Origin of the sequence: Actinocrinis sp., from assembly GCF_035938995.1 — a bacterium.
Classification (GTDB): domain Bacteria; phylum Actinomycetota; class Actinomycetes; order Streptomycetales; family Catenulisporaceae; genus DASZGI01.
Genome location: NZ_DASZGI010000199.1, coordinates 1 through 23,722, shown reverse-complemented (window position 1 = coordinate 23,722; position 23,722 = coordinate 1). Strand labels below are relative to the sequence as shown.

The 23,722-nt window shown below is 70.5% G+C and carries 20 protein-coding genes; 13 read left to right on the top strand and 7 right to left on the bottom strand.

Annotated elements, in window-relative coordinates:
- The first annotated feature begins 90 nt into the window (after positions 1-90).
- The 6 genes from VGZ32_RS14325 (at position 91) to VGZ32_RS14300 (ending at position 6,915) form a co-directional block, all read left to right on the top strand.
- The gene (locus VGZ32_RS14325; RefSeq protein ID WP_326886504.1) at positions 91-216 is read left to right on the top strand and encodes a hypothetical protein; all 126 of its coding nucleotides are present in this window, start codon (positions 91-93) and stop codon (positions 214-216) included.
- A 213-nt stretch (positions 217-429) separates the two neighbouring features.
- Complete coding sequence (locus VGZ32_RS14320; protein WP_326886503.1) at positions 430-1,908, top strand: hypothetical protein; 1,479 nt, start codon at positions 430-432, stop codon at positions 1,906-1,908.
- Between the two features lie 148 nt (positions 1,909-2,056).
- Entirely contained in the window at positions 2,057-3,238 is a 1,182-nt protein-coding gene (locus VGZ32_RS14315) for an FAD-binding oxidoreductase (RefSeq protein WP_326886502.1), read from the top strand.
- Positions 3,235-4,485 carry an ATP-grasp domain-containing protein gene (locus VGZ32_RS14310; protein WP_326886501.1) on the top strand — a complete coding sequence of 417 codons (1,251 nt, stop codon included), beginning with the start codon at positions 3,235-3,237 and terminating at the stop codon, positions 4,483-4,485. Before VGZ32_RS14315 ends, VGZ32_RS14310 begins: the two co-directional genes overlap by 4 nt.
- Before the next feature lie 163 nt (positions 4,486-4,648).
- Positions 4,649-5,461, top strand: coding sequence for a dimethylargininase (gene ddaH, locus VGZ32_RS14305; protein WP_349263604.1), 813 nt, complete (start codon positions 4,649-4,651; stop codon positions 5,459-5,461).
- 62 nt (positions 5,462-5,523) lie between these two features.
- Complete coding sequence (locus VGZ32_RS14300) at positions 5,524-6,915, top strand: cation:proton antiporter (RefSeq protein ID WP_326886499.1); 1,392 nt, start codon at positions 5,524-5,526, stop codon at positions 6,913-6,915.
- A 454-nt stretch (positions 6,916-7,369) separates the two neighbouring features.
- Here the strand turns inward: VGZ32_RS14300 and VGZ32_RS14295 are convergent, their stop codons facing one another.
- Together VGZ32_RS14295 and VGZ32_RS14290 are read right to left on the bottom strand one after the other, a co-directional pair.
- Positions 7,370-7,543, bottom strand: coding sequence for a hypothetical protein (locus VGZ32_RS14295; RefSeq protein ID WP_326886498.1), 174 nt, complete (start codon positions 7,541-7,543; stop codon positions 7,370-7,372).
- A 15-nt stretch (positions 7,544-7,558) separates the two neighbouring features.
- Positions 7,559-7,747, bottom strand: coding sequence for a hypothetical protein (locus VGZ32_RS14290; protein ID WP_326886497.1), 189 nt, complete (start codon positions 7,745-7,747; stop codon positions 7,559-7,561).
- On the opposite strand from VGZ32_RS14290, the gene VGZ32_RS14285 reads away from it, so the two are divergent.
- Entirely contained in the window at positions 7,737-8,990 is a 1,254-nt protein-coding gene (locus VGZ32_RS14285; protein WP_326886496.1) for a hypothetical protein, read from the top strand. The two genes, VGZ32_RS14290 and VGZ32_RS14285, sit on opposite strands and share 11 nt — an antisense overlap.
- A gap of 163 nt (positions 8,991-9,153) precedes the next feature.
- Here the strand turns inward: VGZ32_RS14285 and VGZ32_RS14280 are convergent, their stop codons facing one another.
- Entirely contained in the window at positions 9,154-10,173 is a 1,020-nt protein-coding gene (locus tag VGZ32_RS14280) for a C40 family peptidase (protein ID WP_326886495.1), read from the bottom strand.
- A 129-nt stretch (positions 10,174-10,302) separates the two neighbouring features.
- On the bottom strand, positions 10,303-11,781 hold the full coding sequence (locus tag VGZ32_RS14275) for an FAD-binding protein (protein WP_326886494.1): 1,479 nt from the start codon (positions 11,779-11,781) through the stop codon (positions 10,303-10,305).
- A gap of 79 nt (positions 11,782-11,860) precedes the next feature.
- Here VGZ32_RS14275 and VGZ32_RS14270 point away from each other — a divergent pair, with 79 nt between their 5' ends.
- The 3 genes from VGZ32_RS14270 (at position 11,861) to VGZ32_RS14260 (ending at position 15,548) form a co-directional block, all read left to right on the top strand.
- A complete protein-coding gene (locus VGZ32_RS14270) occupies positions 11,861-12,544 on the top strand; it encodes a class I SAM-dependent methyltransferase (protein WP_326886493.1) in 684 nt (227 codons plus the stop codon).
- 49 nt (positions 12,545-12,593) lie between these two features.
- Complete coding sequence (locus VGZ32_RS14265; protein WP_326886492.1) at positions 12,594-14,171, top strand: SpoIIE family protein phosphatase; 1,578 nt, start codon at positions 12,594-12,596, stop codon at positions 14,169-14,171.
- Positions 14,172-14,348: 177 nt separating this feature from the next.
- The gene (locus tag VGZ32_RS14260; RefSeq protein ID WP_326886491.1) at positions 14,349-15,548 is read left to right on the top strand and encodes a hypothetical protein; all 1,200 of its coding nucleotides are present in this window, start codon (positions 14,349-14,351) and stop codon (positions 15,546-15,548) included.
- A 44-nt stretch (positions 15,549-15,592) separates the two neighbouring features.
- Here VGZ32_RS14260 and VGZ32_RS14255 read toward each other — a convergent pair whose 3' ends face one another.
- The 3 genes from VGZ32_RS14255 to VGZ32_RS14245 form a co-directional block, all read right to left on the bottom strand.
- Complete coding sequence (locus tag VGZ32_RS14255; protein WP_414642541.1) at positions 15,593-17,191, bottom strand: MFS transporter; 1,599 nt, start codon at positions 17,189-17,191, stop codon at positions 15,593-15,595.
- Between the two features lie 123 nt (positions 17,192-17,314).
- Positions 17,315-18,670 (bottom strand): diaminopimelate decarboxylase, encoded by a 1,356-nt coding sequence (lysA, locus tag VGZ32_RS14250; RefSeq protein WP_326886489.1) that lies wholly within the window; start codon positions 18,668-18,670, stop codon positions 17,315-17,317.
- A complete protein-coding gene (locus VGZ32_RS14245) occupies positions 18,667-19,107 on the bottom strand; it encodes an SAV_915 family protein (protein WP_326886488.1) in 441 nt (146 codons plus the stop codon). The genes lysA and VGZ32_RS14245 overlap by 4 nt, the downstream gene beginning before the upstream one ends.
- Before the next feature lie 338 nt (positions 19,108-19,445).
- Between VGZ32_RS14245 and VGZ32_RS14240 the strand changes: the two genes are divergently transcribed.
- The 3 genes from VGZ32_RS14240 to VGZ32_RS14230 all read left to right on the top strand — a co-directional run.
- The gene (locus tag VGZ32_RS14240; RefSeq protein WP_326886487.1) at positions 19,446-21,272 is read left to right on the top strand and encodes an APC family permease; all 1,827 of its coding nucleotides are present in this window, start codon (positions 19,446-19,448) and stop codon (positions 21,270-21,272) included.
- A gap of 261 nt (positions 21,273-21,533) precedes the next feature.
- A complete protein-coding gene (locus tag VGZ32_RS14235) occupies positions 21,534-22,199 on the top strand; it encodes a hypothetical protein (protein WP_326886486.1) in 666 nt (221 codons plus the stop codon).
- A gap of 151 nt (positions 22,200-22,350) precedes the next feature.
- Positions 22,351-23,722 (top strand): hypothetical protein (locus VGZ32_RS14230; protein WP_326886485.1); only part of this gene is annotated, 1,372 nt, incomplete at its 3' end.

Below are 23,722 nucleotides of genomic sequence, written 5' to 3'. Positions count from 1 at the left end.
GCAGCGTCGACCACGGGCCGCCTTATTCCGTCGAATTAGAGTGGTTGAGGGGGTTCCCCAATGCAAAGCATCCCGAGAAGCCCGGTCCGCGTGCGGTTCGTTCCGCTGCTGGCAGTCGCCTTGGCGGCGCTGACCCTCGGCGTCGTGCCGACTGTGTCGCATCCGGCTGTAGGCTCATCAGTCACGCACCTCGCCGACTCCGAGTGGGGCGATTGATCGAACTGCCCCAAAGGGCAGTTAATACCGCCCCAGTGGCCCATTTACTGAGGCCTCAATTGATTCACCGTCGATGAGATACGGGCCCGGTCGCGCCGCCGGGTTCGCAGAGGCGCTCCGCCGAATGCCGGCCGAACCGCCGGGGCCACCCTTCGCGCCCCCAGCCTCTTCCCTTCCCGCAATCCAAGATGCGGATCCTCAAGGAGAACACGCATGGGCAGGCCCGAACGGCCTTTGGACGACGACGGCCCGATCGCCGACTTCGCCCGCGACCTGCGCGAACTGCGTAAGCACGCGGGCAACCCGAGCTACCGCGAACTGGCCCGCCGGGCGCTTTTCGTCCCGTCGGTGCTCTCCAGCGCGGCAAGCGGCTACCGGCTCCCCACCCTCGCGGTGACGCTCGCATTCGTCAGCGCGTGCGGCGGCGACTGCGCCGAGTGGGAGCGGCGGTGGCGCGCCGTCGCAGGGAGCGTATGGACCGCGGCGGATCCCCGTGCCGCCGGGCAGAGCTCTGCTCCGCCCGGCGGGCCCGGGGCCGATCCGGGCCACTCCAAGCAGCTCGCCCGCACCGGCCGAGACCGGGCGGCGCACCTCGCGCCACCTGCGCAATTGCCGATGAGCCCGAGCCTCTTCGTGGGGCGGCGCACCGTGCTGGCGCAGGCCTGCGCGGTCGTGCGGGAGGCCGCCGCGCCGCGGATCCCCCTGGTTATCAGGGGACCGATAGGCGTCGGCAAGACCGCTCTTGCGCTGCGCTTGGCCGACGCGGTCGCGGATGAGTTCCCTGATGGACAGCTGTACGCCGATCTGAGTACTTGCGGTCCGGGCAATCAGTCATCGGACAAGGTCATGCGGGGTTTCCTCAGGGCTCTGGGGGTTCCCGCGGATTTGGTGCCGGACGATCCGATGCAGCGGATCGGCCTTTATCGCTCCCTGCTGGCGCAGCGCAGACTCTTCGTCCTGCTGGAGAACGCGGGCGACGAGGGCCAGGTCAGGCCCCTGATCGCGCGGACCGCACACAGCCAGGTGGTGGTCACCAGCAGGGCCCGGCTGCTCGGCCTGGACGGCGCCCGCTGCGTCGACCTCGGCCCGCTCGCCCGCGCCGAGTCGGTGGCGCTGCTCGCTCGGCTCGTCGGGGACGGCCGGATCGGCGGGGAACACGCCCGCGCCTCCGCGGCCCTCGCCGAGCTGTGCGGCGACCTTCCGCTGGCGCTGGACATCATCGGCCGCAAGCTCGCCGCGCGGCCGGAGTGGTCGGTCCGGCACGCGGTCGCGCTGCTGGCCGACCGCGAACGCCTGATGAGCGGCCTGCGGGTCGGCGACGTGAACGTCAGGGACCGGCTCGTCACCGCCTACCAACTGCTGTCGCCGGACGGTCGCAAGGCCGTGCGCCAGTTGGGGCTGGCCGGTTCCGGGTGGACCACGGTGGCCGACCTCGCCGCCGCCCTCGAGATCCGCGCCGAAGCCGCGGACGAACTGCTGGAATCGCTGGTCGACGCGGGACTGCTGACCCGCGCCGAGACTGCGGGACGCTACCGGGTCTCCACGCTGGTGAGCGTCTTCGCCGCGGGAATCCGGCGCGACACCGCTCACTCCGCCGCGCCGCCCACGGTCCCGCGGGCCCGGCAGGGCGAACCCCAACGCGCACGGCACGTCGCGCAGCGCCCCGGGCAGTCCCACGGCGTGCGGATCTGACCGGGGTGCCGCCGCCCCGACCGCTTCGAAGCAGGTTGATTGTTCGAGCCCGACGGTCCTACCGGTCAATATCGCGCCCGGTTTGACTTTTCCCGGGTTGATTCTCCCGCCGGAGGTCCGGCGCCCGACGCGGAACAGGAGGTGTGCGGTGCGGATCGCCATCGTCGGCAGCGGTGTCGTCGGCCTGCTCACCGCCGTGAGTTGCGCGTCCGCGGGGCATCAGGTCTCGTTGTTCGAGCAGGCGGACATCCCCTCCTCGGCCGCGACCTCCCACGACCGCCACCGGGTCGTGCGCGGACTGCACCTCGGCGACCAGGCGAAGACGACCGCAGCCGTGCTCGCGCACCACAAGTGGGTGGCCTTACAGCACCTGCTGTCAGCCCGCTTCTACGAGCGTGTCGGCGCGCTGACCGTGTTGCCGACTGACACTGTGCTGCCGACCGAGGATCCCGTACAGGCGCGCCGGATGCTGGCCGACGCCGGCTCCCGGTCGCGGCTGCTCGGCCCGGACGATCTGGCCGCGCACTACCCGCAGATCCGGTTTCCGGCCGGGGCGAGCGCGGTGCTCGAATTCCAGGCCGGAGTCCTGCTCGCGGACCGGGTCCTGGCCGCCTGCGCCGCCTGGCTGCGCCTGTATTCGCACACTGAGTTGCATCCGCGCCGCCGGGCCGTCGGCATCGACGTGGACGGCCCGGCCGTGCGTCTCGCCGACGGCGATGTGGTCCGCGCGGACGCGGTGCTCATCGCGGTCGGCCCGTGGACCCGCGGCCTGCTGTCGCCGGAACTGGCCGATCAACTCGTGCTGCACAGGCAGAGCGTGCTCTACTGCGAGGTCCCGTCCGAGCAGGTGGCGGCCTGGGGGGACACCCCCGCGATCGCCTCGCTGGGCGTGCGCAGCGGCGCGTGGCTCGTGCCGCCGGTAGCCGACACCCCGCTCAAGCTCAGCGCGGCCAGCGCCTGCCGAACCGTGGCAGAGCTCGAAGACACCGCGACGCCGCTGCGCTGGCGCGACCACCTGGTCGAGGTGTTCTCGGAGCTGCTGCCCGGCTTCCGCGGCGACTGGCTGTTCGGCGCCCGTGACTGCTACTACCTCGCCCGCGCGGCCGGCGGCGACGCGATGGTCGCCGCGCTCGGCGGGTCGGTCCTGTCCTTCGCGGCCTGCGGCGGCGGGTCCTTCAAATTCGCCCCGCTGATCGCCGAGTCCCTCGCGCAACGCCTGACCGGCGCCGTTCCGGCGCCGACCGGCTTCGACCCCGTCGACACCGTCGTGGACGCCTCGCCGGCCGCCATCGGCCGCCGCCCCGCCGGTCTTGTGAAAGGTCTGTCATGAAGCTGCTCGCCCTGGAAGCCAGCCAGAACGCCACCTACTACCTCTCCCGCTACCAGCAGATCGTCGGCCTCGGCGCGGAGCTCTACGTCCTCAACGGCATCGGGACGGACGACTTCTGGCCGGCCGGCCGCTATCGCCGGGCCGGCGGCAAGCACGTGGACGACCTCATCGAGGCCGCGCGCGCCTGGCACGCCGAGGAACAGTTCGAGGGCGTACTCACCTTCTCCGAGTCCGCGGTGATCGCGGTCGCCGCCGTCGCCGAGGCGCTGGGCCTGCCGGGTATCGGCGTGGAGGCGGCCGTGCGCAGTCGCAACAAGCTGTTGATGCGGGAGGCGCACCGGCGGCTCGGCGTGCCGATCCCTGGATTCAGATATGTCGCCGACGTTGACGCCGCGCTGGCCGCGGCGCAGGAGTTCGGCTACCCGGTGATCCTCAAGCCGACTCTCGGCGCGGCCAGCAATTACGTCTTCCGGGTCGACGACGACGCTCAGATGCGCGAGCGCTACGGTCAGGCGCTGACCGGTCTCGGTCTGATGACCTGGTACGCGATGGAGGCCGACGGGGTGGACCTCGGCCCGCACGGCCTGCTGGTCGAATCCTTCCTGGACGGCCACGAGCACCTGATCGAGGCGGTGGTCTGGGACGACGAGGTCTTCCTCGGCTCCATCGTGGACCGGATCACGGTCGAGGGCGACACCTTCGAGGACGACGTGCACCATTCGCCGACCGAACTGACCCCGGAGCAGGTCGCCCAGGTGCACGCGGTCGTCGCGGCCGGGACGCGAGCGCAGGGGCTGCGCCGCAGCGTCATGCACGCCGAGGTGCGCTTCCACCACGGCCGGCCGCACCTGCTGGAGATCGCGGCCAGGCCCGGCGGCGGCGGTCTCGACATCATGGCCCGGCTGTCGGCCGACCACGACCCGATCAGAGCAATGATGGACATCGCCGGCGGTCAGCGCCCTGATGTGCACCATTTCCAGCCCACTGAGGTGCACACCGCCGCGATGTGCCTCCTCTCGGGCGGCGGGACGATCGAGTCCGTCGGCATCCCGCCCGAGGTGGCGGAGCACGAAGGCGTGTTCTACCTCAAGATCACCGCGAAGCCGGGGGATGTCATCCGCCGCCCTCCGGACGGCAACAACGTCCTCGGCGGCATCGGCGTCGCCGACGCCTCGCTCGACGACGCGCTGCGCACCGCGACCGACCTGGCCGGGAAGATCGAGGTCCGGATGGTCGGCGACCGCTAGGGCGTGCATAAGGAGGATCGCCGGGCCCGCGACGCCTGGCACGCGCTCGCTGCCAGACGCCGCGGGCTCATCCGACGCTCCGCCCTTTTTTAGACACGCCCTGGCCCGACACCCGGACGCGCCCGCGCCCGGTCCCTCACCCGACTGATCCTGGAGGACGACTTTGCCACGCGTGGCCACCCGACGCCGCTACCTGATGGTCCGGCCGACGTACTTCGACGTCGAATACTCGATCAACCCGTGGATGGACCCGTCCAAGCCCACCTCCACCGAGCTGGCCGTGGCCCAGTGGGAGTGGCTGCACGACCAGTTCGTGCGGCTCGGGCACACGGTCGAGCTGCTCGAGCCGCGCGCCGGCCTGCCGGACATGGTGTTCGCGGCCAACGGCGCGACGGTGGTCGACGGCCGGGTGCTGGTCGCCCGGTTCCGGCACCTGCAGCGCCGCGCGGAGTCCGCGGGCTACCTCGACTGGTTCCGGGAGCGGGGCGGCTGGGAAGTCCGGCAGGCGCGGTGGATCAACGAGGGCGAGGGCGACTACCTGGTCGCCGGGAACCGGGTGCTGGCCGGGTCCGGCTTCCGCAGCGATCCGCGCGCGCACGCCGAGGCCGAGCGGTTCCTCGGCCTGCCCGTGGTCGGCCTCACCCTGGTCGACCCGCGCTACTACCACCTGGACACCGCTATGGCCGTGCTGGACGCCGAGACGATCATGTACTACCCGTACGCGTTCTCCGCCGAGAGCCGCAGGATCCTGAGAAGACTGTATCCGGACGCGATCACCGCGACCGGCGCCGACGCCGCCGCCTTCGGCCTCAATGCGGTGTCCGACGGGCGGCACGTGGTGCTCCCGGAGGCCGCCACCGGGCTGATCGACGCGCTGCGCGAGCGCGGATACGAACCGATCGGCGCCGACATGTCCGAGCTGCTCAAAGCCGGCGGGAGCGTCAAATGCTGCACCTTGGAACTGCGCGCCGGCTGACCGACGCACCGCCCGTCGCCCGCGACCCGCCGCCGCGGGTCCCTCTGGTTAAGGAGACGAAGATGGCATCGCTCGTCCCGCCCGCGAGCGGCCGGTCCGGCGCCGCGCGCACCGCCCTGGTCGGCACCGCGCTGATCGCCCTGCCGATCGCGCTGACCATAGGGCTGCTGGCGGTCGGCTCGTCCGGGCGCGGCCCGGCGCTCGCCGCCCCGGCCGCCTCCGGCTCGTCGAACCCCTATCCGCGGCTGCTGCTCGCGCTGCCGGTGGTCCTGGCCGCCTGCCACCTGACCGGCGCGCTGGTGCGGCGGCTCGGCCAGTCGGCGGTGATCGGGGAGATCATCGCCGGCGTGCTGCTCGGCCCGTCGCTGCTGGGCGCCGTCTGGCCGGCCGGATTCCACTGGCTGTTCCCCAGCGCGGTCATCTCCACGATCAACACCCTGTCCCAGCTCGGCCTGATCTTCTTCATGTTCCTGCTCGGCCTCGAGATGGACCTGGACAAGGTGCGCCGGCGCGGGGTGACCGCGGCGACGGTGAGCCAGGCGGGCGTCGCGCTGCCGATGTTCACCGGCATCGTGCTGGCGTTCTGGCTCTACCCGCGGTTCGGGCAGCACGTCGGCTTCCTCGCGTTCGCCCTCTTCTTCGCGGTGTCGATGAGCGTGACCGCGTTCCCCGTGCTGGCCAGGATCCTGTCGGACCGCGGCATCGCCGAGACGCCGCTCGGCGCGCTCGCGCTGACCTGCGCGGCGGTCGGCGACGTGGTCGCCTGGTGCCTGCTCGCGGTCGTGGTCGCGATCGGCAGCCACGGCACGGCCGGGTCGGTGGCCGTGACCGTCGCGTTGACAGTGGTCTTCGTCGTGGCGATGGCGACGGTCGTGCGGCCCCTGATGGCCCGCTGGCTCGGCGCCCTCCCCGAGCAGGCGATGCTGCCGGTGCTGCTAGCCGGGGTGATGCTGTCCGCCTTGGCCACCAGTCAGATCGGCGTGCACCCGATGTTCGGCGCCTTCGCGTTCGGGGTGGCTGTTCCGCGCAGTGTTCTCGCGGCGCGGCAGGCGGCGGCGAAGACCGAGAGCGTCACGATGACGCTGCTGCTTCCGCTGTTCTTCGTCTACACCGGCCTCAACACGCGCTTCGGCTTGATCGGCGGCAGCCCGCGGCTGTGGGCCTGGTGCGGCGTGATCACGGCGGTCGCGGTGTTCGGCAAGTTCTTCTCAGCCACCGCGGCGGCCCGCCTGACCGGCGTCGGGTGGCGCGAGTCGTTGTCCCTCGGCGCCCTGATGAACTGCCGCGGGCTGACCGAGTTGGTGGTGCTCAGCATCGGCCTCCAGCTGAAGGTGATCAGCCCGACGGTGTTCGCGATGCTCGTCATCATGACGCTGGTGTCCACCGTCGCCACGGCTCCGCTGCTGTCGCTGATCGCCCGGGTGCGGCGTACACCTGCGGCGGCCGAAGGCTGACCGCGGGACAGAGAGGCCGGACCCGGCTGCCGGGCCCGGCCTCTCGCGCGTGCCCGGACGGCGCCGCGTATTCGAACAACTACACAAGGACGTCGTTGAACCCCCCTTCGGTTCCTAGCGTGTTAGGGCGCGATGCTGCCAGGCCCGTCAGCCGCCTGCCGCGTCGGGTGGCCCGCTTCGGAGCCTGGGCCCCGCTGAGCCCGGCTGGCTGGGTTTCGATCCGTTTCGGGACACCGGGATCGACCGATCTGAAGGGAGCGACCGTGTCTGACCCCACCTCAGGACCCCGACGACGCGGACCACAGCCCCTACGCGCCACGACGCGGGCCGAAGCGGCGCAGGCGCGCCGCGCGCGCCGCGGCTGGCGCGCGCGCAAACTCGGCGTGGTCCTCGCGGCCATGCCTGTTGTAGTCGTCGCAGGCGTCGGAATCGCGATGGCGACACCGCACCATCATCAGGCGCCACCACCGGCCTGCGCGGTCGGAAGCACCTCGGCCGCCGCCTGGTCCGCGGCGATCCCGTCAGCCTCTGCGAGTTCCAGCGCTGCGGCAACAGCTTCCAGTTCTGCGACTGCGGCCGGCCCGAGTACCCCCGCGGCCAACACCACTACGAGCGCGGCAGCCAACACCAAGTCGTCGTACCGCTATGGACACGGCAATTCGGCTGGCGCTTCGGCCAGCGCGTCCGCCCACACGACGTCCGCCGCTGCTTCCGCTTCCGCGTCTACATCCAGCGCGGCGGCCTGTGCGACGAAGAGTGCTGCCGCGGCCACGACGCCGGCCGCTGCGGCCGCGACCCCCAACCCGAACTGCAACCTGATCGTGCCGGCCAACCCGCTGTCCGCGAAGGGTCTGGCGACGCCTTACCAGCTGGTGGCGACCGATGCGGCGATGGGTCCGTGCCACGAGGCCAACGCGAACCAGTCGGCGTTCGTGGAAGCCGCGATCATCACCCAGGGCGGGAAAGTCACGCTCTATGACCCGTTGGTGATCGACCAGGGCACGCAGCCCGCGGCGCCGACGGTACCTGCGAACGTGCCCGCCGGGTCGGCCGTGGGAATCTGGTTCGGCTTCAACGGCACCAACCTCACGCTCAAGTCCGCCAACGGCACCAACTCGCTGGGGCAGGGCAACTGCGTCAACGGGATGGGCGCCTCGATCTTCGGCCAGTTCGCCTACTGCAACGCCCCGGCGTTCTTCCAGCAGGCGAACAACAAGATCGCCGCGAAGGCGCTGGTGGTCCCGCCGACCGGCACCGCGAAGGACGGACTGCCCTGCCCGACCACCCGTGACTTCAGCCTGGTGGACCAGGACCAGAGCGACAACGTGGTCACCCACTACCTCGCCAACGGCAACGGGCAGATCGCGCAGATGAACGCCGCGAACATGGCCAAGCTCGGCGGCAACGCCGTCGACCTGGCCAACGGTAGCGACAACCTGCTGCTGAACAAGTTCGTCGACCCGGCTCTCGGCTGCACCCCGTTCACCGTGCCGGACCAGTCCAGCGACAACCAGCCCTCCGGCTCGCTGCCGCTCGACGAGCTGTCGGCCGCCGCCAACCAGCAGGCCCCGATCGCGCTCGTGCCGCTCAACGACCCGATGACGCTGAACAACGCGAACCAGGACGCCACGAAGACGAACCTGTACCGCGTGGGCGTCGACCAGAAGAAGATCGGCCAGGGCGGCGACAACGGCAGCGGCGCGAACTACTGCAACAACCTGTTCGGCTCGCAGATGGGCATCGCGCGGGTGTTCAAGGACCAGGCCCTCTTCCAGAACGCGCCCTCCGTGGACGCGGCGATGGCCACGAACCTGTTCACCTTCCTGGGTATGCGCGCCAACCAGTCGTTCACGAACCTGGGTTGCCAGAACCTCATCCACAAACCGAACCCGATCGCGTTGGCCATGAACGGGAACAACGTGGTCACCAACGCGGTGATGGTGACGCTCGGCAAGACTCCGCCCAACCTCGGCACGACAGCGGCAGGCGGCGCGAACGGTACGACGTCCACCGCGACGCCCACCCCGAAGCCGTCCGCCACGAAGTCCGGCCACCCGAAGAAGGTCCACTGGTAGCCCGTCACCGGTAGGGACCTGAAAACCCACTGCGGCCGTCGTCGCGAGCCACCGATCGCGACGACGGCCGCAGTGGCATGAGCGGCTGTCGGTGAAGATTTGAGTGAGAGCGGCGAAGTTGTAAGAGCGGCGAGAACGTTGCTGTGAGCGCGAGAACGCTGCGTCACACGACGCGGCGCACGGCGTCTATCGGCAGCATGTTCCAGGGCGCGTACTGGATGCGCGAGCCGGTGCTCGGCGCGTGCACGACGACGCCGTTGCCGACATAGATCGCCATGTGCGTGTTGCCGTCGTAGAAGATCAGGTCGCCCGGCTGGAGGTTGGAGAGGATCGGCGCGACCTCGTAGCCGTCGGTGACCTGATCATAGGTGGTACGGCCGAGCGAGACCCCGGCTGCCGCCCACGCCGACTGCGTCAGGCCGGAGCAGTCGTACCCGGGATTCCCGGTGCCGCCCCACTGGTAGTAGATGCCGAGCTTCGACTTCGCGAACGCGACCGCTACTCCGGCGCGCCCGGTGACCGTGGGCAGCGTGGCTATCTGCTGCGCGGTGACGCCCCACGAGGTGGATACCGGCACGATCTCCTGCTGCTGCGCGAAGGTCAGCGTGGCCAACAGCGCCTGAGCCTGCTTGTCCTTGTCCAGGATCTGCGTGCGGTCGGCCGCTGCCTGGCTCTGCAGTTCTTGCAGCTGCATGAGCCGGTCAGCGGCATCCTTCTGCAGCGCTTTGAGCTGTGCCTGCTGGGTCTTCAACGACTTGAGCGCGACCGCCTCGCTCTGGCCAAGCTGATTCACCGCCATGGCCTTCTGCAAGTACTGGTCGGGGCTCTGGGAAAGCACCAATTCGAGCTGTGGGTCTATCGAACCGGACCGATACTGCGCGGCAGCCTGCGGGCCGAGGACCCCGACCAGCGCGTTCATCGACTGCTGGACGGTGGTCGCCTCGCTCTGAATCTGGTCGACCTGCTTCTGCAACGCCGCCATCTGCTCCATGCCGGCGTCGTAGTCGTTCGTGGCCTGCTCGGCCTGCCGATCCAGCAGCTTGACCTGGGCCTGGACGTCGGCGACGGATGCGGCGTGGCCGGCGGTCGCCGTCAGTCCGACGCCGGTGGCCGCGGCAGCGCCGGTGGCCGTGAAGGTGAGCGCGGCGCGCACCGCCGCGTTCGGGCGCCGATGAGAGGCCATGGGGCCGTGTCTCCTTCTTCGGCCGCCCGACGCGCGGGCGGCGTCGGGCGGCTCGAGGTTGAGACACGGAGGGAACCCCGATGAGGTTCACACACCGGGGGCTACGGTGCTTTCGATCTAGCTGTCGATCTATTGGTCGTTCTCGGAGAAGATTCCCTGCCCCGGGGTGAGGATGCCGTAAGGGTCGAAACGCTCCTTTGCCGACGCGAAGAACGGCCACTGGGCGCCGTACTGGATGCGCCAGTCGGCGTGGGTCATCGGGATCGACCCGACCGGGTACTGGGTGCCGCCGACGGACTGGGCCTGAAGGAACATGGTGCGGTTGTCCGCCACCATCGTCGCGGCCGGCAGCGCGCCGGTGTCCGGTGCGGCGGTCCGCAGCACCGCGAAGAGGAACGTCAGTTCACCGTCAGGGACACGAAGAAGCGGCGCGGTGAGCTTCGCGGTCGGCACCGGATAGAGCAGGACCACGCCGCTCGCGCCGATGTCGGCCGTGGTGAGGCCGGCCATGGCCGTCGTCACGTAGCCGTCGGTCGCGGCGTCCGGCAGGAAGAGGTTGAGCCACGGATGCGGGTCGTACCACTCGCCGGTGGACTGGAGGAAGGCGACGGCCGGGGCCAGGACATTGATGAAGTCGGCGTAGGCGAAGTCCTGGATCTGCGGCGGCCCCTGGAACGCGAGGTCGCCGATCAGGGCGTTGTCGTCCGGGGGAGTGGCGTCGTAGTACTTGGCACCTTCGAGGACGTACTGCCAGCCACCGCCGGTGACCGGATTGACTGCCCCCTCGAGCCAGTCGAAGCGGCCGTCGAGCACCACCTTGCGCTGCGCCGCCGTAAGGGCGTCCGCCGTGGGGTACGTGAGGTTGTACTGGCGCACCGACGTCGGCGCGGGCACGAGCTGGATCGTCGCCCGGGTGATGACGCCGACCTGCCCGAGCCCGGCCAGCGCGGCGTGGAAGAGGTCCGGGTCCTGCGTCGCCGAACAGGTGCGCAGATCGCCGGTGCCGGTCACGATGTCGAGATCGATGACGGTGTCGACCTGCGCGCCGTGGTGCTGGGTGGCGCCGCCGATGCCGCCCGCCGACAGCGTTCCGCCGATCGACAGTTCGATGTAGTCGGTGAACACCGGCGGAGTCAGCCCTTGCGCCAGGGCGGCGTTGAGCACCGCGTGCCACAACGCCCCCGCGCCGGCGGAGACGGTGCCCGCGACCGGATCGACCGTGATCGCGTTCAGCGGTGTCAGGTCGATGACCAGGCCGCCGTCGACCTGAGCCTGTCCGAACGTCTGGTGTCCCTGGCCGCGCGGGGCGACCGGTATCCGCCGCGGCCCGCAGAACTCGACCATCTCGGCGATGTCACGCACCGATCCCGGTTCCAGGACGGCCCGGGGGGTGCGGTGGATAATGTGGCCGAAGTCGTCCTCGAACGGTGCCAGCTCGGCCGGATCGAACAGCAGCCGGCCGTCCAGCGTCGGCACCCGGTCCAGGCCGGCGGCCGGGGAACCGGCAGCCGCCCACGCCCGGGTGGCGCCGTCGAAGCCGACGACCAACGCGCCGAGGCTCACGGCGCGGACGAACGAGCGGCGACTGGGTTGCGCGCGCATGTCCATCAGGGGGTATCCCTTTCTCCATCAGGCAGCCTTCTGATATTGAATACCAGACAGCCACCCGCGGCGAAGGGGAATCGACATGGAGGTCGAGCGACTGGCACCGGCGGAGCGCGACGATCTGGCGTGGATCGAGCGCGAGGCTATCCAAGCCCGCGCGTACGACGCCATGGGCGCCCGATACGACGAGGCCTTTCCGCACAAGGAGGGCCAGCTCACGTGCGTCGAGCGGCTACTCGAACAGGTGGGCCCCGGCGCGCGGGTGCTGGACGTGGGATCCGGCACCGGTTTGCCGACAGCGCGTCAACTCCTTGCCGGGGGATGTTCGGTGACGTGTCTGGACATTTCCCCAGGAATGCTCGAGCTCGCGCAGCGCAACGTGCCGGAGGCCGCGTTCCAGCTCGGGAGCGTTCTCGACATCCCCGACGGACCGCCCGCCTACGAGGCCGTCGTCGCGTTCTTCTCCCTGTTGAATCTGCCTCGCGCCCGGATGCGGACGGCCCTGCGCCGCATTCACAGCATCCTGACTCCGGACGGCTGGTTCGGGCTGGCGATGGTGGAGGCCGACGTCGACGACGTGTCGATCCCATTCCTCGGCACCCGGCTGCGGGTGACCGGGTATCTGCGCGACGACCTGCGCGAACTGTTGCGGGAATGCGGATTCTATATCGGCTGGGAACAGCTGCTCTCGTACGCGCCGGAGACCTCGGCCGCCCAGCCGGAGATTCAAATGTTCTTCCTCTGTCGTCGTGTGGACGAATCGTAGCCTTAGAATTCGCGGGGTCGATTTCCTTAGCGGCCAGGGATGTGGAGCGGTGGACCTGCGCGATCACCTGTCGTTCCTCAACGAGGCGACGGCCGAGATCGGCGCGGGCTCGGACATGTCCGCGATCGCCGCGCGGTTCGCCGCGGCCCTGGTCCCGCGCCTGGCCGACTACGCCGGCCTCTACATTCTCGAAGCGCTGTTCGCCGACGGCGCCCCCGCTCCGGTCGTCTCCACCGCCGCCGCTAGCGGTCCGATGCGCTGCCTTCTGCCCGCAGGCTTCGTCGAACCCATGGACGCCGCCGACCCGTGCCGCGAGGCGATGGCGTCGGGCGAGCCGGTGTGCATCGCGAAGTCCGCGCGGGACGGAGCGCCCTATCTCGCGGTGCCGCTAGTCCTGCGGGGACAGGTGTTCGGCTGCGTCGCGCTGACCCGCAGCCCTGGGCGCGCGCCGTTCGACGAAGTGGACGTGCTGACGGTCGCGCAGCTGGCCGCGCAGGCCGCCCTAGGCGTCGACAACGCCCGGTTGTACCGGGGTCAAGAGGTGGGAGCCGCCGAGGTCAAGCGCGCCGTCCCGCCGATCACCCCGCCGACGCTCACCGGCATTCAGGTGGCGACCCGCTATCTGCCCGGCGGCCCCGGCGCGCAGGCGGGCGGCGACTGGATCGACGCCATCTCGCTGCCGGGCAGCCGGATCGCTCTGGTGATCGGCGACGTGTTGGGCCACGGGGTGTGCGCGACCACCGCGATGGCGCAGCTGCGTGCCGCCGTCCAGACCCTGGCGGCGCTCGATCTGCCGCCCGACCAACTGCTGCGCCAGCTCGACAACCTCGCCCAGCGCCTCGGCGACAGCTATCTGGCGACCTGTCTTTACGCGGTCTACGACCCGGTCGCGCGGGTGTGCCTGTTCGCCAACGCCGGACACCTGCCGCCGATCCTGGTGCGTCCGGACGGCCGGGTCGAGCGGGTCGCGGTCCCGACCGGCGCGCCGATCGGCGTGGGCGGCGTCGCGTTCGACACCGCGGAGATCTCGGTCCGCGACGGCGACACCCTGGTCTTCTACACCGACGGTCTGATCCGCGAGCTTCCGGGCGACGTCGAGGAGCGGATCTGCGCGCTTACGGGGGCCCCGGACCTCGTCCGGTCGGCGGCGCTCGGACCGGACACGGTGTGCGACATGCTCCTCAGCGCCCTGAGCCCGGGCGGCGGCCCGGACGACGTGGCGCTGCTGGCCGCGCGGCTGAGCAGCATTCCGGCCGAGAACATCGCCTACTGGCTGCTCGCTCCGCTGCCGGAGACCGTGGCGCGGGCGCGACGGCTGATCAGGGAAAGCCTGGAGGGATGGGGTCTCGAGGACCTCGTCGACATCGCCGAACTGCTCGCGACAGAGCTGATCACCAACGCGATCCGGTACGCCTCGCGCCCCATCGAACTGCGGCTGCTGCGCACCCGCACGCTCGTGTGCGAGATCCGCGACGACGACCTCTACCTACCGATCCTGCGCCAGGCCGCCGACCTCGACGAGGACGGCCGCGGCCTGTTCCTGGTCAGCCGTCTGGCGAAGCGTTGGGGAGTGAGCCGGACGACGCACGGCAAGGTGGTCTGGTTCGAGCTCGCCCTCAATCAGTGACCTGAGGCACGAGGGCGCGCCCGGTCAACTTCGAAGAGCAATCAAACGTCCTGCAAGCGGCATGCAGGGTCGCGTGGAATGCCCTTAGGCGAAGGGCGATCCGGCTCGGCGCGGGTGCGTCGTCATCCCCCGAGGGACCGGACCGCAGGATGTCTATTGGGTAGAGGACGACTCGCGATGACAATGACGTCGACAGGCCCGACGGTCGACCCGGATCAGCAAGCTCTCGGAGAGCCGTGGTGGTTGACGGTGCGCTCGGCGCGCCGGGTGCTGGTGATGGCGTCCACGATCACCAGCGCGAAGCGGTTGTGGGACGTCGCCGGGCTGCTCCACGGGGACACTCGGGTGCAGCTGGAGTTCACTGTTCCGCCGAGCGTGTTCAACGGCGGAACGGCGCAGATGCTGGCGGCGCGCGGCGTGCCGGTGCTGCCGTGGGAGCGGGCCGCGGCGCAGCGGTTCGATCTGGCGGTCACGACGACCTTCGAGCACATGGACGAGGTGAACGCGCCGGTCGCGGTCTTCTCGCCGGGGGCCGGCCGCGACTCGATCGGCAGGCCGGGCCGCGGCCGCGACTCGCTGTCGGCTGGGATGCCGGTGCCCGCCGCCGTTGCACTCGGGCACGAGCGGGAGCTCACCTTGCTGGAGCAGGATTGCCCCGAGGCTCTGCCGGTCGCCGACGTGGTCGGAGACCCCTGTTATGACCGGATCACCGCGGGCGTGGGCCTGCGCGACCGCTATCGCGCGGCGCTCGGTCTCGCGCCGGGCCACAAGATGGTGGTGGTCACCTCCACCTGGCACCAGAACTCGCTTCTGGGCAGCGCGGCCGAGGTAGTCGAGCGGTTGTCCCGGGAACTGCGCGCCGGTTACCGCGTCGCGCTGCTCATGCATCCGAACATCTGGGCCGCGCACGGTTCGTACCAGATGCGCGCCTGGTACGGGTCGTGGATCGCGCGCGGGGTCGTGCTGGTGCCGCCGGAGGCCGATTGGCAGCCGATCCTGGCGGCCGCCGACTTCGTGATCGGCGACCACGGCGCGGTCACGCTGTACGCCTCCGCGCTCGGTGTCCCAGTGCTGCTCGGCTCGTTCCCCGCGGACGACGTCGAGCCCGAGGGCGCCGCCGCCGTGCTGGGCCGGATCGCTCCCCGGATCGTGCCCGACATTCCGTTGGCCGAGCAGCTCGAGCGCGCCGCCGCGGAGTTCGACGCGGCGGCGATGGCCCGGGTCGCCGATCTGATCACCTCCGAGCCGGGCGGATTCGCGCGGCACGCCCGCAGGCTGCTCTACCGGCTGCTCGGCCTCGGTCAGCCCGAGGCGCCCGCCTGGCTCTCGCCCGCCAGACCGCCGGCCCGGCTGGACGCGCTCAGGAGCGCGGCGTGAGCGCGCTCGTCACGATCAGGCTCGTCATGGACGCCGTAGACGCCTCACGACGACGGTGCGTCGTGCCGCAGACGCGGGTGGAGTGGTGTTCCGGCGATGGCGCAGTGGATGCGGACGGGCGTGCTGGCTGGAGCAGTCGGAGGCGTGGGAGCCGAGTGAGTGGAAACCGCCTGAGGAGGCGTCGTTTCGTCGCCCTCGGGCGGTTCGGGCTCCGGTTCGGGTTCCGCGACAGGCGACGGCAGCTTCGACGGAACGGCGAGCAGCGCCGTGATGGCGCCGACGACGAGCAGTCCGGCGCAGATCAGCATCGCGTTGTGGTAGGCGGGGGCGAGTGCGCGCGGGTCGGTGAGGCTGCCGGATCCGATGCCGGCCGCCAAAGGCAGGATCGCGACGGCGAGTAGTCCGGCGGCGCGCGCGACGGCGTTGTTCACGCCGCTGGCGATCCCGGCGTGCCGCTCGTCGAGCGCGCCGAGGGCGGTGGCCGTCAGCGGCGCGACGGTCAGCGACAGGCCCAGGCCCAGGACGATCGCGCCCGGCAGCACGCTGGTCGGGTACGGGGCGTGGGCGCCGACGCGGGAGAGCAGCAGCATCGCCACCGCGCACACGGCGGGTCCCACGGTCATCGGGATCCGGGGACCGATGCGCCCGGCGAGGGCGCCGGACCGCGCGGAGAGCAGCAGCATGAGGAAGGTGACCGGCAGCATCGCCGTCCCGGCGACCACCGGAGCGTAGTGGGCGACGATCTGGAGATTGAGCACGACCAGGAAGAACGTCCCGCCGAGCGCCGCGTATACGGCGAATGTCACCAGATTCGCGGCGCTGAAGGCCTTGGAACGGAAGACCTCGAGCGGAAGTATCGGGTGCGCGGAGCGCCGTTCGACCAGGACGAAAGCGGCCAGCGCGGCGAAGCCGAACGCGAGCGTGGCCACGACCTGCGGCGACCCGCCGCCCCGGCTCGGCCAGGCGGTGAACCCGTAGGTGAGCCCGGCGAGCGCGGCCGCGGCGGCGACGACGCCGGGCACGTCGAATCCGCGCACCGCCTGCGGATCGCGGGTCTCCGGGATGTACCGCGACCCGGCGACCACCACGAGCACGGCGAGCGGTGCGTTGATCAGGAAGACCAGGCGCCAGGTGGCGACCTGCACCAGCCAGCCGCCGAGGAACGGGCCGAGCGCGCCGGCGATCCCGCCCAAGCCCGACCACGCGCCGATCGCCCTGCCCCGGTCGTTCGGATGGAAGGAAGCCTCGAGGATGGCGAGCGAGCCGGGCGTCAGCAGCGCGCCCCCGACGCCCTGCACGACCCGCGCGGCGATCAGGACTCCGACGGTCGGCGCCAGTCCGCACAGCAGGGACGCCGCCGCGAACCAGATGACGCCGATGAGGAAGATCCGGCGGCGGCCGAAGCGGTCGCCCAGCGAACCGCCGAGCAGGATCAGCGAGGCCAGGCTCAGGGTGTAGCCGTTGACCGTCCATTGCAGCGCCGCCGCGTTCGCGTGCAGATCGTGCCCGAGGTGTGGCAGAGCGACGTTGACCACGGTGGCGTCGACGAAGGTCATCGCCGACCCGAGGACCGTCGCGAACAGCACCCAGCGGCCGGCCGGTTCGCCGTAGCGGACCTGAACCGGGCGCGCTGCCTGCTCCATCGCGCTCATGCAGCCGCTCCCCGCTCGATCGACGCGCCCGGGATCGCCCCGGCCTTAGGGGCAGACTACTTCCCGAGTCGTGTTCCCGAGTCGTGCGAGCTCATGGACTTGGCCGGGCGCTTATCAGGCGATCTCGCGCCGCAGGATGTCCTCGAGGGTTTCGCGCCGTAGCAGCAGCCGCTCGGCTCCGTCGCGCACGGCGACCAGAGGCGGGCGGCCGACCATATTGTAACCGGACGACATCGAGAGCTGATACGCACCGGCGGCGGGGATCGCGAGCAGGTCGCCGGGGCGGGTGTCCTCAGGCAGCAGCGCGTCGGGGACCAGGACGTCGCCGGCCTCGCAGTGGCGGCCGACGACGCGGGCGCCCTGAAGGGGCTCGCGCGAGAAGCGGCCGACGAGCTGCGCGGTGTAGCCGGCGCCGTAGAGAGCGGGGCGGGGGTTGTCGCTCATGCCCCCGTCGACCGCGACGAACCGGTGGCCGGACGGGGAGTGCTTGACGGCCAGGACGCGGTACAGCGCGACGCCGGCCGGCCCCACGATGGCCCGGCCCGGCTCGACGACCAGGCGGGGCACTGGGAGGTTGTGTTCGGCGCACCGCGCGGCCAGCCGGGGGAGCACCGCGGCGGCGTACCGCGCCGGGTCGAGCGCCGGTTCACCGGGACGGTAGGCGATCGCGTGCCCGCCGCCCAGATCGAGCTCGGGCAGGATGATTCCATACCGGTCGCGCAGCGTGGACAGCAGCTCCACCATCCGGTCGACCGCGATGAGGAACGGCTCGACCTGGGAGATCTGCGAGCCGAGATGGCAGTGCAGGCCCTCGAGGCGAAGGTGCGGCTGATTGAGCACACGCGAGGCGGCCTCGGCCGCGAACCCGCCGCTGAGGGGGAATCCGAACTGCTGGTCGTCGACGCCGGTGCGCACCGCCGCGTGGTGGCCGGCCGCCACGCCCGGCACCACGCGCACGTACACCCCCTGCGGCTCGTCCGCCGGCGCGAGCGCGGCGAGGTGCGCGATCTCGCTGAATGAGTCCACCACGATCCGCCCGACGCCGGAGCGGACCGCCAGATCCAGCTCGGCCTCGCTCTTGGCGTTGCCGTGCATGACGATCCGCCGCGCCGGGAAACCCTGCGCGAGGGCGAGCCCGAGTTCGTTGCCTGAGCACACGTCCAGGCCGAGGCCGTCGTCGTCCATCCACCGCACCATCGCGCCGCACAGGAACGCCTTCGCGGCGTAGAGCACTGTCGCGTTCGGCAGGGCGCAGCGATACGCGAGCGCGCGGGTGCGCACCTCGGACTCGTCGAGTACGTACACCGCCGTGCCGTGGCGCGCGGCCAAATCTGCCAGCGACACCCCGCCGACCAGGATATCGCCCTCGACGCGGCGGGCGCTGGCCGGCCACGGAGCGCCGAGGGGCGCGCCAATGGCGTGCGGGGACCGGTCGGGGTTCTTGGGACTCACCGGAGCGAGAACGGTCACTTCAACACCTGTATTGCGAGGGTGGCCGCGCCGGTGACGGCGCTGACCGCGAGGATTCCGGCGGTCTGGGCGTCGAACGCGGACCGCAGGGCGCTGATCCGTGAGGGCAGCGGACGGGGGGCGACCGGCTTAGGGACGACGGCACTGGGGACGAGCGGCTTGGGCTCGACGTGGTCTCGAACAGGGGCCGCGACGAGGCCGGGATCGACGACGAGCGTTTCGACGCCGCGCTCGTGCGCCAGCTCGCGCACCGCCCGCTCCGTCAGCCGGTAATAGGGCTGCTGCGTGCCGAGCACCGAGGCCAGCCGCTCCGCGCTGGTGAAACCGACGGCGCAGCGCGCTCCGTGCCGGTCCCGGAACATTCGCACCGCCACGCCGCAGCCGGCGTCGCGCAGCGGCACGAACAGCCGACCGGTATCAGGGGGTTGCGTATCCATCCCGATCAGATCCCTTCCCTCGTCCCGCCCGGTCCGGGCGGATCACCACCTTTCGACGCTATGCCCGCGTCGGGCCCTTCAACGCGCTTACTCACACCTCCCGAATGCCGCTGCGGCGGAAATCAACATCACGTTAACGTCGCTGTCTCCGCACCGTGGGTGACCTGCCACGGACCGGCCGTCAGCGCGGCGTGAGAAAAACGGGCGCAGGCGTGAGAGAGTCGTTGGGGTCGTATGTAAATGCGCTAGGAATCGCTTCACTGGCTCGGGGGAGCGCGCGGCTGCGCCGCCGCCGACCGGGCGGCATGCCTGACCCGGAAGACGGAGGACGAGTGCCGATGACGACCGAGACGAAGACCGCGGGGGCGCCCCCAAGCGGCCCGGCGGGCGGTGGCGAGCGCGACCGGCTGACCGTCCCGCAGGGGCTGGCCGCGCTGTCACTCGACGCGCTGTCCTCCGTGGCGTACGGCCCCGAAGCGATCGTGGTGGTGCTGGCGGTGGCCGGCAGCCACGGCCTCGGCTTCACCCTCCCGGTCACCCTCGCGATCGTCGTCCTGCTGGCCGCCCTCACCTTCTCCTACCGGCAGGTCATCGCCGCGTTCCCGAACGGCGGCGGCGCCTACGCGGTCTCCGGACGGCACCTCGGCCGCCGGGTCAGCCTGGTCGCCGCGGCCTCACTGATCATCGACTACGTGCTGAATGTCGCGGTCGCGGTCTCGGCCGGCGTGGCCGCGCTGACCTCGGCCTTCCCCTCGCTCTACAGCTCGACGACATGGCTGTGCGTGGCCGTGCTCGCGCTGATCACCGCGGTGAACCTCTACGGCGTGGCCGAGTCCGCCAAGGTGATGATCCTGCCGACGGTCATCTTCATCGTGGCCATCTTCGCGGTGGTCATCGTCGGCCTGGTGCGCGTGCATCCGGCTACCGAGCCGACACACCCGGCCGGCGGCGCCGCGAGCACGGTGGGCCTGTTGCTGCTGCTTAAGGCGTTCGCCTCCGGCTGTTCCGCGCTGACCGGCGTCGAGGCCATCGCCAACGCGGTGCCGACGTTCCGCGCGCCGAGGGTGAAGCGGGCGCAGCGCACCGAGATCGCGCTCGGCGCCCTGCTTGGCCTGATGCTGCTCGGCCTGTCGACGTTGATCGGCAAGTTCCACGTCGCGCCGAACGCCAACAAGACGGTGCTGGCGCAGCTGACCGACGCGGCGCTGGGCCACAACGTCGGGTTCTACATCGTCCAGTTCGCGACCATGGTGCTGCTAGCACTCGCCGCGAACACCTCGTTCGGCGGAATGCCGGTCCTGACCTCGCTGCTGGCCAAGGACCATCACCTGCCGCACGTGTTCGCGCTGCGTGCCGACCGGCAGGTCTACCGCTACGGCGTCGTAGTTCTGGCCGGCTTCGGGTTCCTCCTGCTCGTCGTGTCGAAGGGGAACACGCAGGCGCTGGTGCCGGTGTTTGCGATCGGCGTCTTCATCGGCTTCACCCTCTCCCAGATCGGCATGGTCCGGCACTGGTTCGAGCAGCGCGGGGCGGGCTGGCAGTGGCGCGCGCTGCTCAACGGCTTCGGCGCGCTGCTCACCGCCGCGGCCACAGTGGTCGAACTGATTGCGAAGTTCAGCGAGGGCGGCTGGCTGGTCTTCGCGGCGGTCGCCGTACTGGTCGCGATGTTCGAGATGATCCACCGCACCTACATGCGCATCGGGGCGGCGCTGCACGTCGGCGAGATCCCCGGCGAGCCCCACCCGACGCGCACCCTCGTGGTGGTTCCGGTCAGCACGGTCAACCGGCTGACGCAGGAGGCGATCGGCGCAGCGCTCTCGCTCGGTGACGAGGTGCGGGCGATCACCGTCACCCATCCGGACGAAAACGACACCCCCGTCGCGCTGAAGCTCGAAGCTGACTGGCAGCAGTGGAACCCACACGTGCCACTGACCGTCTTGAACAGCCCGGCGCGCTCGCTGACTCGCCCGATCGTGGATTACCTGCGCAAGGCCGACGCCGAGGACGCGCACGACCGCCTCCTGGTGCTGATCCCCGAGATGCAGCTCTCGCATTGGTGGCAGCGGCTGCTGCAGAACCAGCGCGGCGGCGTGCTCGAGCGGGCGATCCGCCGCCACACCAACGCCGTCATCGCGCGGCTGCGGTTCCGCATCGACGCCGCTTGAGACGAACGCTGTCTGAGACGAACGCTTCGTGAGACGAACGCAGCGTGAGACCGACACCGCTTGAGGCCAACTGGCACAGCCCTGAGACCACACCGCCTGAGACAACACCGCCTGAAACCGCACCGCCTGAGACCTACACCGAGTGAGCCCGCGAACACCTTGCGCGCCCACCGCAGAGGTCTAGTGTTGATCGGTGGAGAGCCGGGAAGTCTGGTCGGCGCGTAAGTGCTCCGCCTCGAGCACAGCACCCATGGAGGTGCGATGCGCTACGTGATTCCGGCCGTGTTGTTCGCCGCTTTCGCCGCGATCGTGCTCATCAGCCCGCACATCGAACCGCGCAGGCGGCGTGCCCGCGCTGCGGTCGTCGACGCCGAACTTCGCGGCCGATACGCCTTTTCCACCGGGTCGCGGGCTTCGTGGATGGAGACCCAGTCCACCGGATGGCCGCCGTTCCACTACGGCAAGCACCGGGAAGTCGACAGCGAACTGATCGGGGACGTGGACGGGTTGAGCGTCCGGGTCGCCGGTTACGAGTGCGTATTCGCCGGCACGCGGCACCGTTACGGACTGGCCTGCATCCTGTTGCCCAGCTCGGTCGAGTGGGCCGAGGTGCGCGGAGAGCCGGCGTTCAGCGCCGCACGCGTCCCCGATCACGTTCCGGACGGCCACCGCACCGGCGCAACACCCGAATTCAACCGGCTTTATCAGCTCTACGCCGAAGAGCCCGAGATGGCCATGCTGCTGACGTCCCGGAGCACCGCCGACGTCATGGTGGAAACGCCGGAGCGGTTCAGCTGGCGTGCCCTGGACCGTGAAGTGCTGCTGTGGAAGCGGGACGGCTGGAGCTCGGCCGACGCGCTGATCGCCGCGGTCCGCGCGGTCGCGCAGATCATCGAGCCGGTGCTCCTGACGCCGTGGCGCGGCTGAGTAAGCCGGAGCTGCCGGACGGCGGCACCTCTACGCCGGTCTAACGAGTTCCGCGCGGAGCTCACGCCCTGGTCGCAGCCCGTGTATGCATCGTGTTGAGAATCGGCCGCGGCCCTTGTCGGCGCTCGGCGGGTCAAGGACAGTGCGCGCCGTGGACACCTTGCCCCGCCCCGCGCCCCCGCTCATCCGGCGGATGGCGTCGGAGACACCCAGACGGCTGATACTTCTCGTCGCGGCGGTCACCGCGCTCGCGGTCGGATTCGTCATCGTGCTCGCCGCCGGGACGTCCTCGGCGCGTGCGGCGCTGTCCTCGATGTCCGCCAAGACCGGAGAGGTCAGCTCGACCAACGACCTCTACTTCCGGCTCAACGACATGGACGCGCAGGCGGCGAACGCCCTGCTGGTCGGCTTCACCCCAACCATGGCGATCCCCGCGTCCAACAACGCCCAGGCGTCCGAGTCGACCTACGAGCAGGACCGGGCCGCGGCGTCGCAGGACCTTGAGCAGATCGCGCAGAACGCCGCGCTCGCCGCGAAGGACACGAAGTTGCTCACCGCGATCGGCGGCTACGAGGGCCTCATCGCCCAGGCCGTCTATCTCGACCAGCACGCCGGACCGCAGGGCCCGGCGGCGCCGCCCGCGGCGGCGCTGGTGTTGTATGAGCAGGCGAGTGGCCAGATGCACAACGACATCCTGCCGATCGCTCAGAACATCACCACGAGCGACAGCTCCGACGTGAACGGAACCTACTCCGGCGACCGCAGCGGCGCGCAACGCGACGCGATCCTGGTCGTCGTGCTCACGGTTCTCTTGGCCGTGGCGCTGATCGCGGCGAACCAGTACTTGAGCCGCCGCTTCCGCAGGGTTCTGGCTCCGGCGCTGGGTCTCGCGGTCGTCCTCGCGGTCGCGGTGGGCGGACTGGGCGTCTCGACCCTGCTGCACGAGGCCCAGCAGCTCAAGGTGGCCAAGTCCGACGCGTTCGACTCGATCAACGCCCTGACCAATGCGCGCGCCGTCTCCTATGACGCCAACGCCGACGAGAGCCGCTGGCTTCTGGACCGCACACCCGCGCTCCAGCAGAGCTTCTTCACCAAGGCATCTCAGGTCGCGTCGGTACCGGGAGTGGCCGCCAACGCTGCGGCGGCGAATCCGAGCTCGTACTACGGCGCGCTGAACCAGGCCACCGACACCCTCGCGCTCGATGCCGGGGCGAACAGCGTCTCGAACGTGAAGTTGGGCGGACTGCTCGGCACGGAGCTGAACAACATCACTTTCCCGCACGAGGCCGAAGGCGCGGTCGCCACGACCAAGGCCTTCGACGTCTATATCCAGGACGATGGGACCATCCGCGCCGACGCTCAGCGCGGCGACCTCCAAGCGGCGGTGGCGTTCGACGTCGGCACCCAGGCGGGGCAGTCCAACTACGCGTTCTACCAGTACGACAGCGCCCTGCAGGACATCATCGGCATCAACACGAAGGCCTTCGACGCGGCCATCAGCAACGGTCAGAGCTCGTTGACGA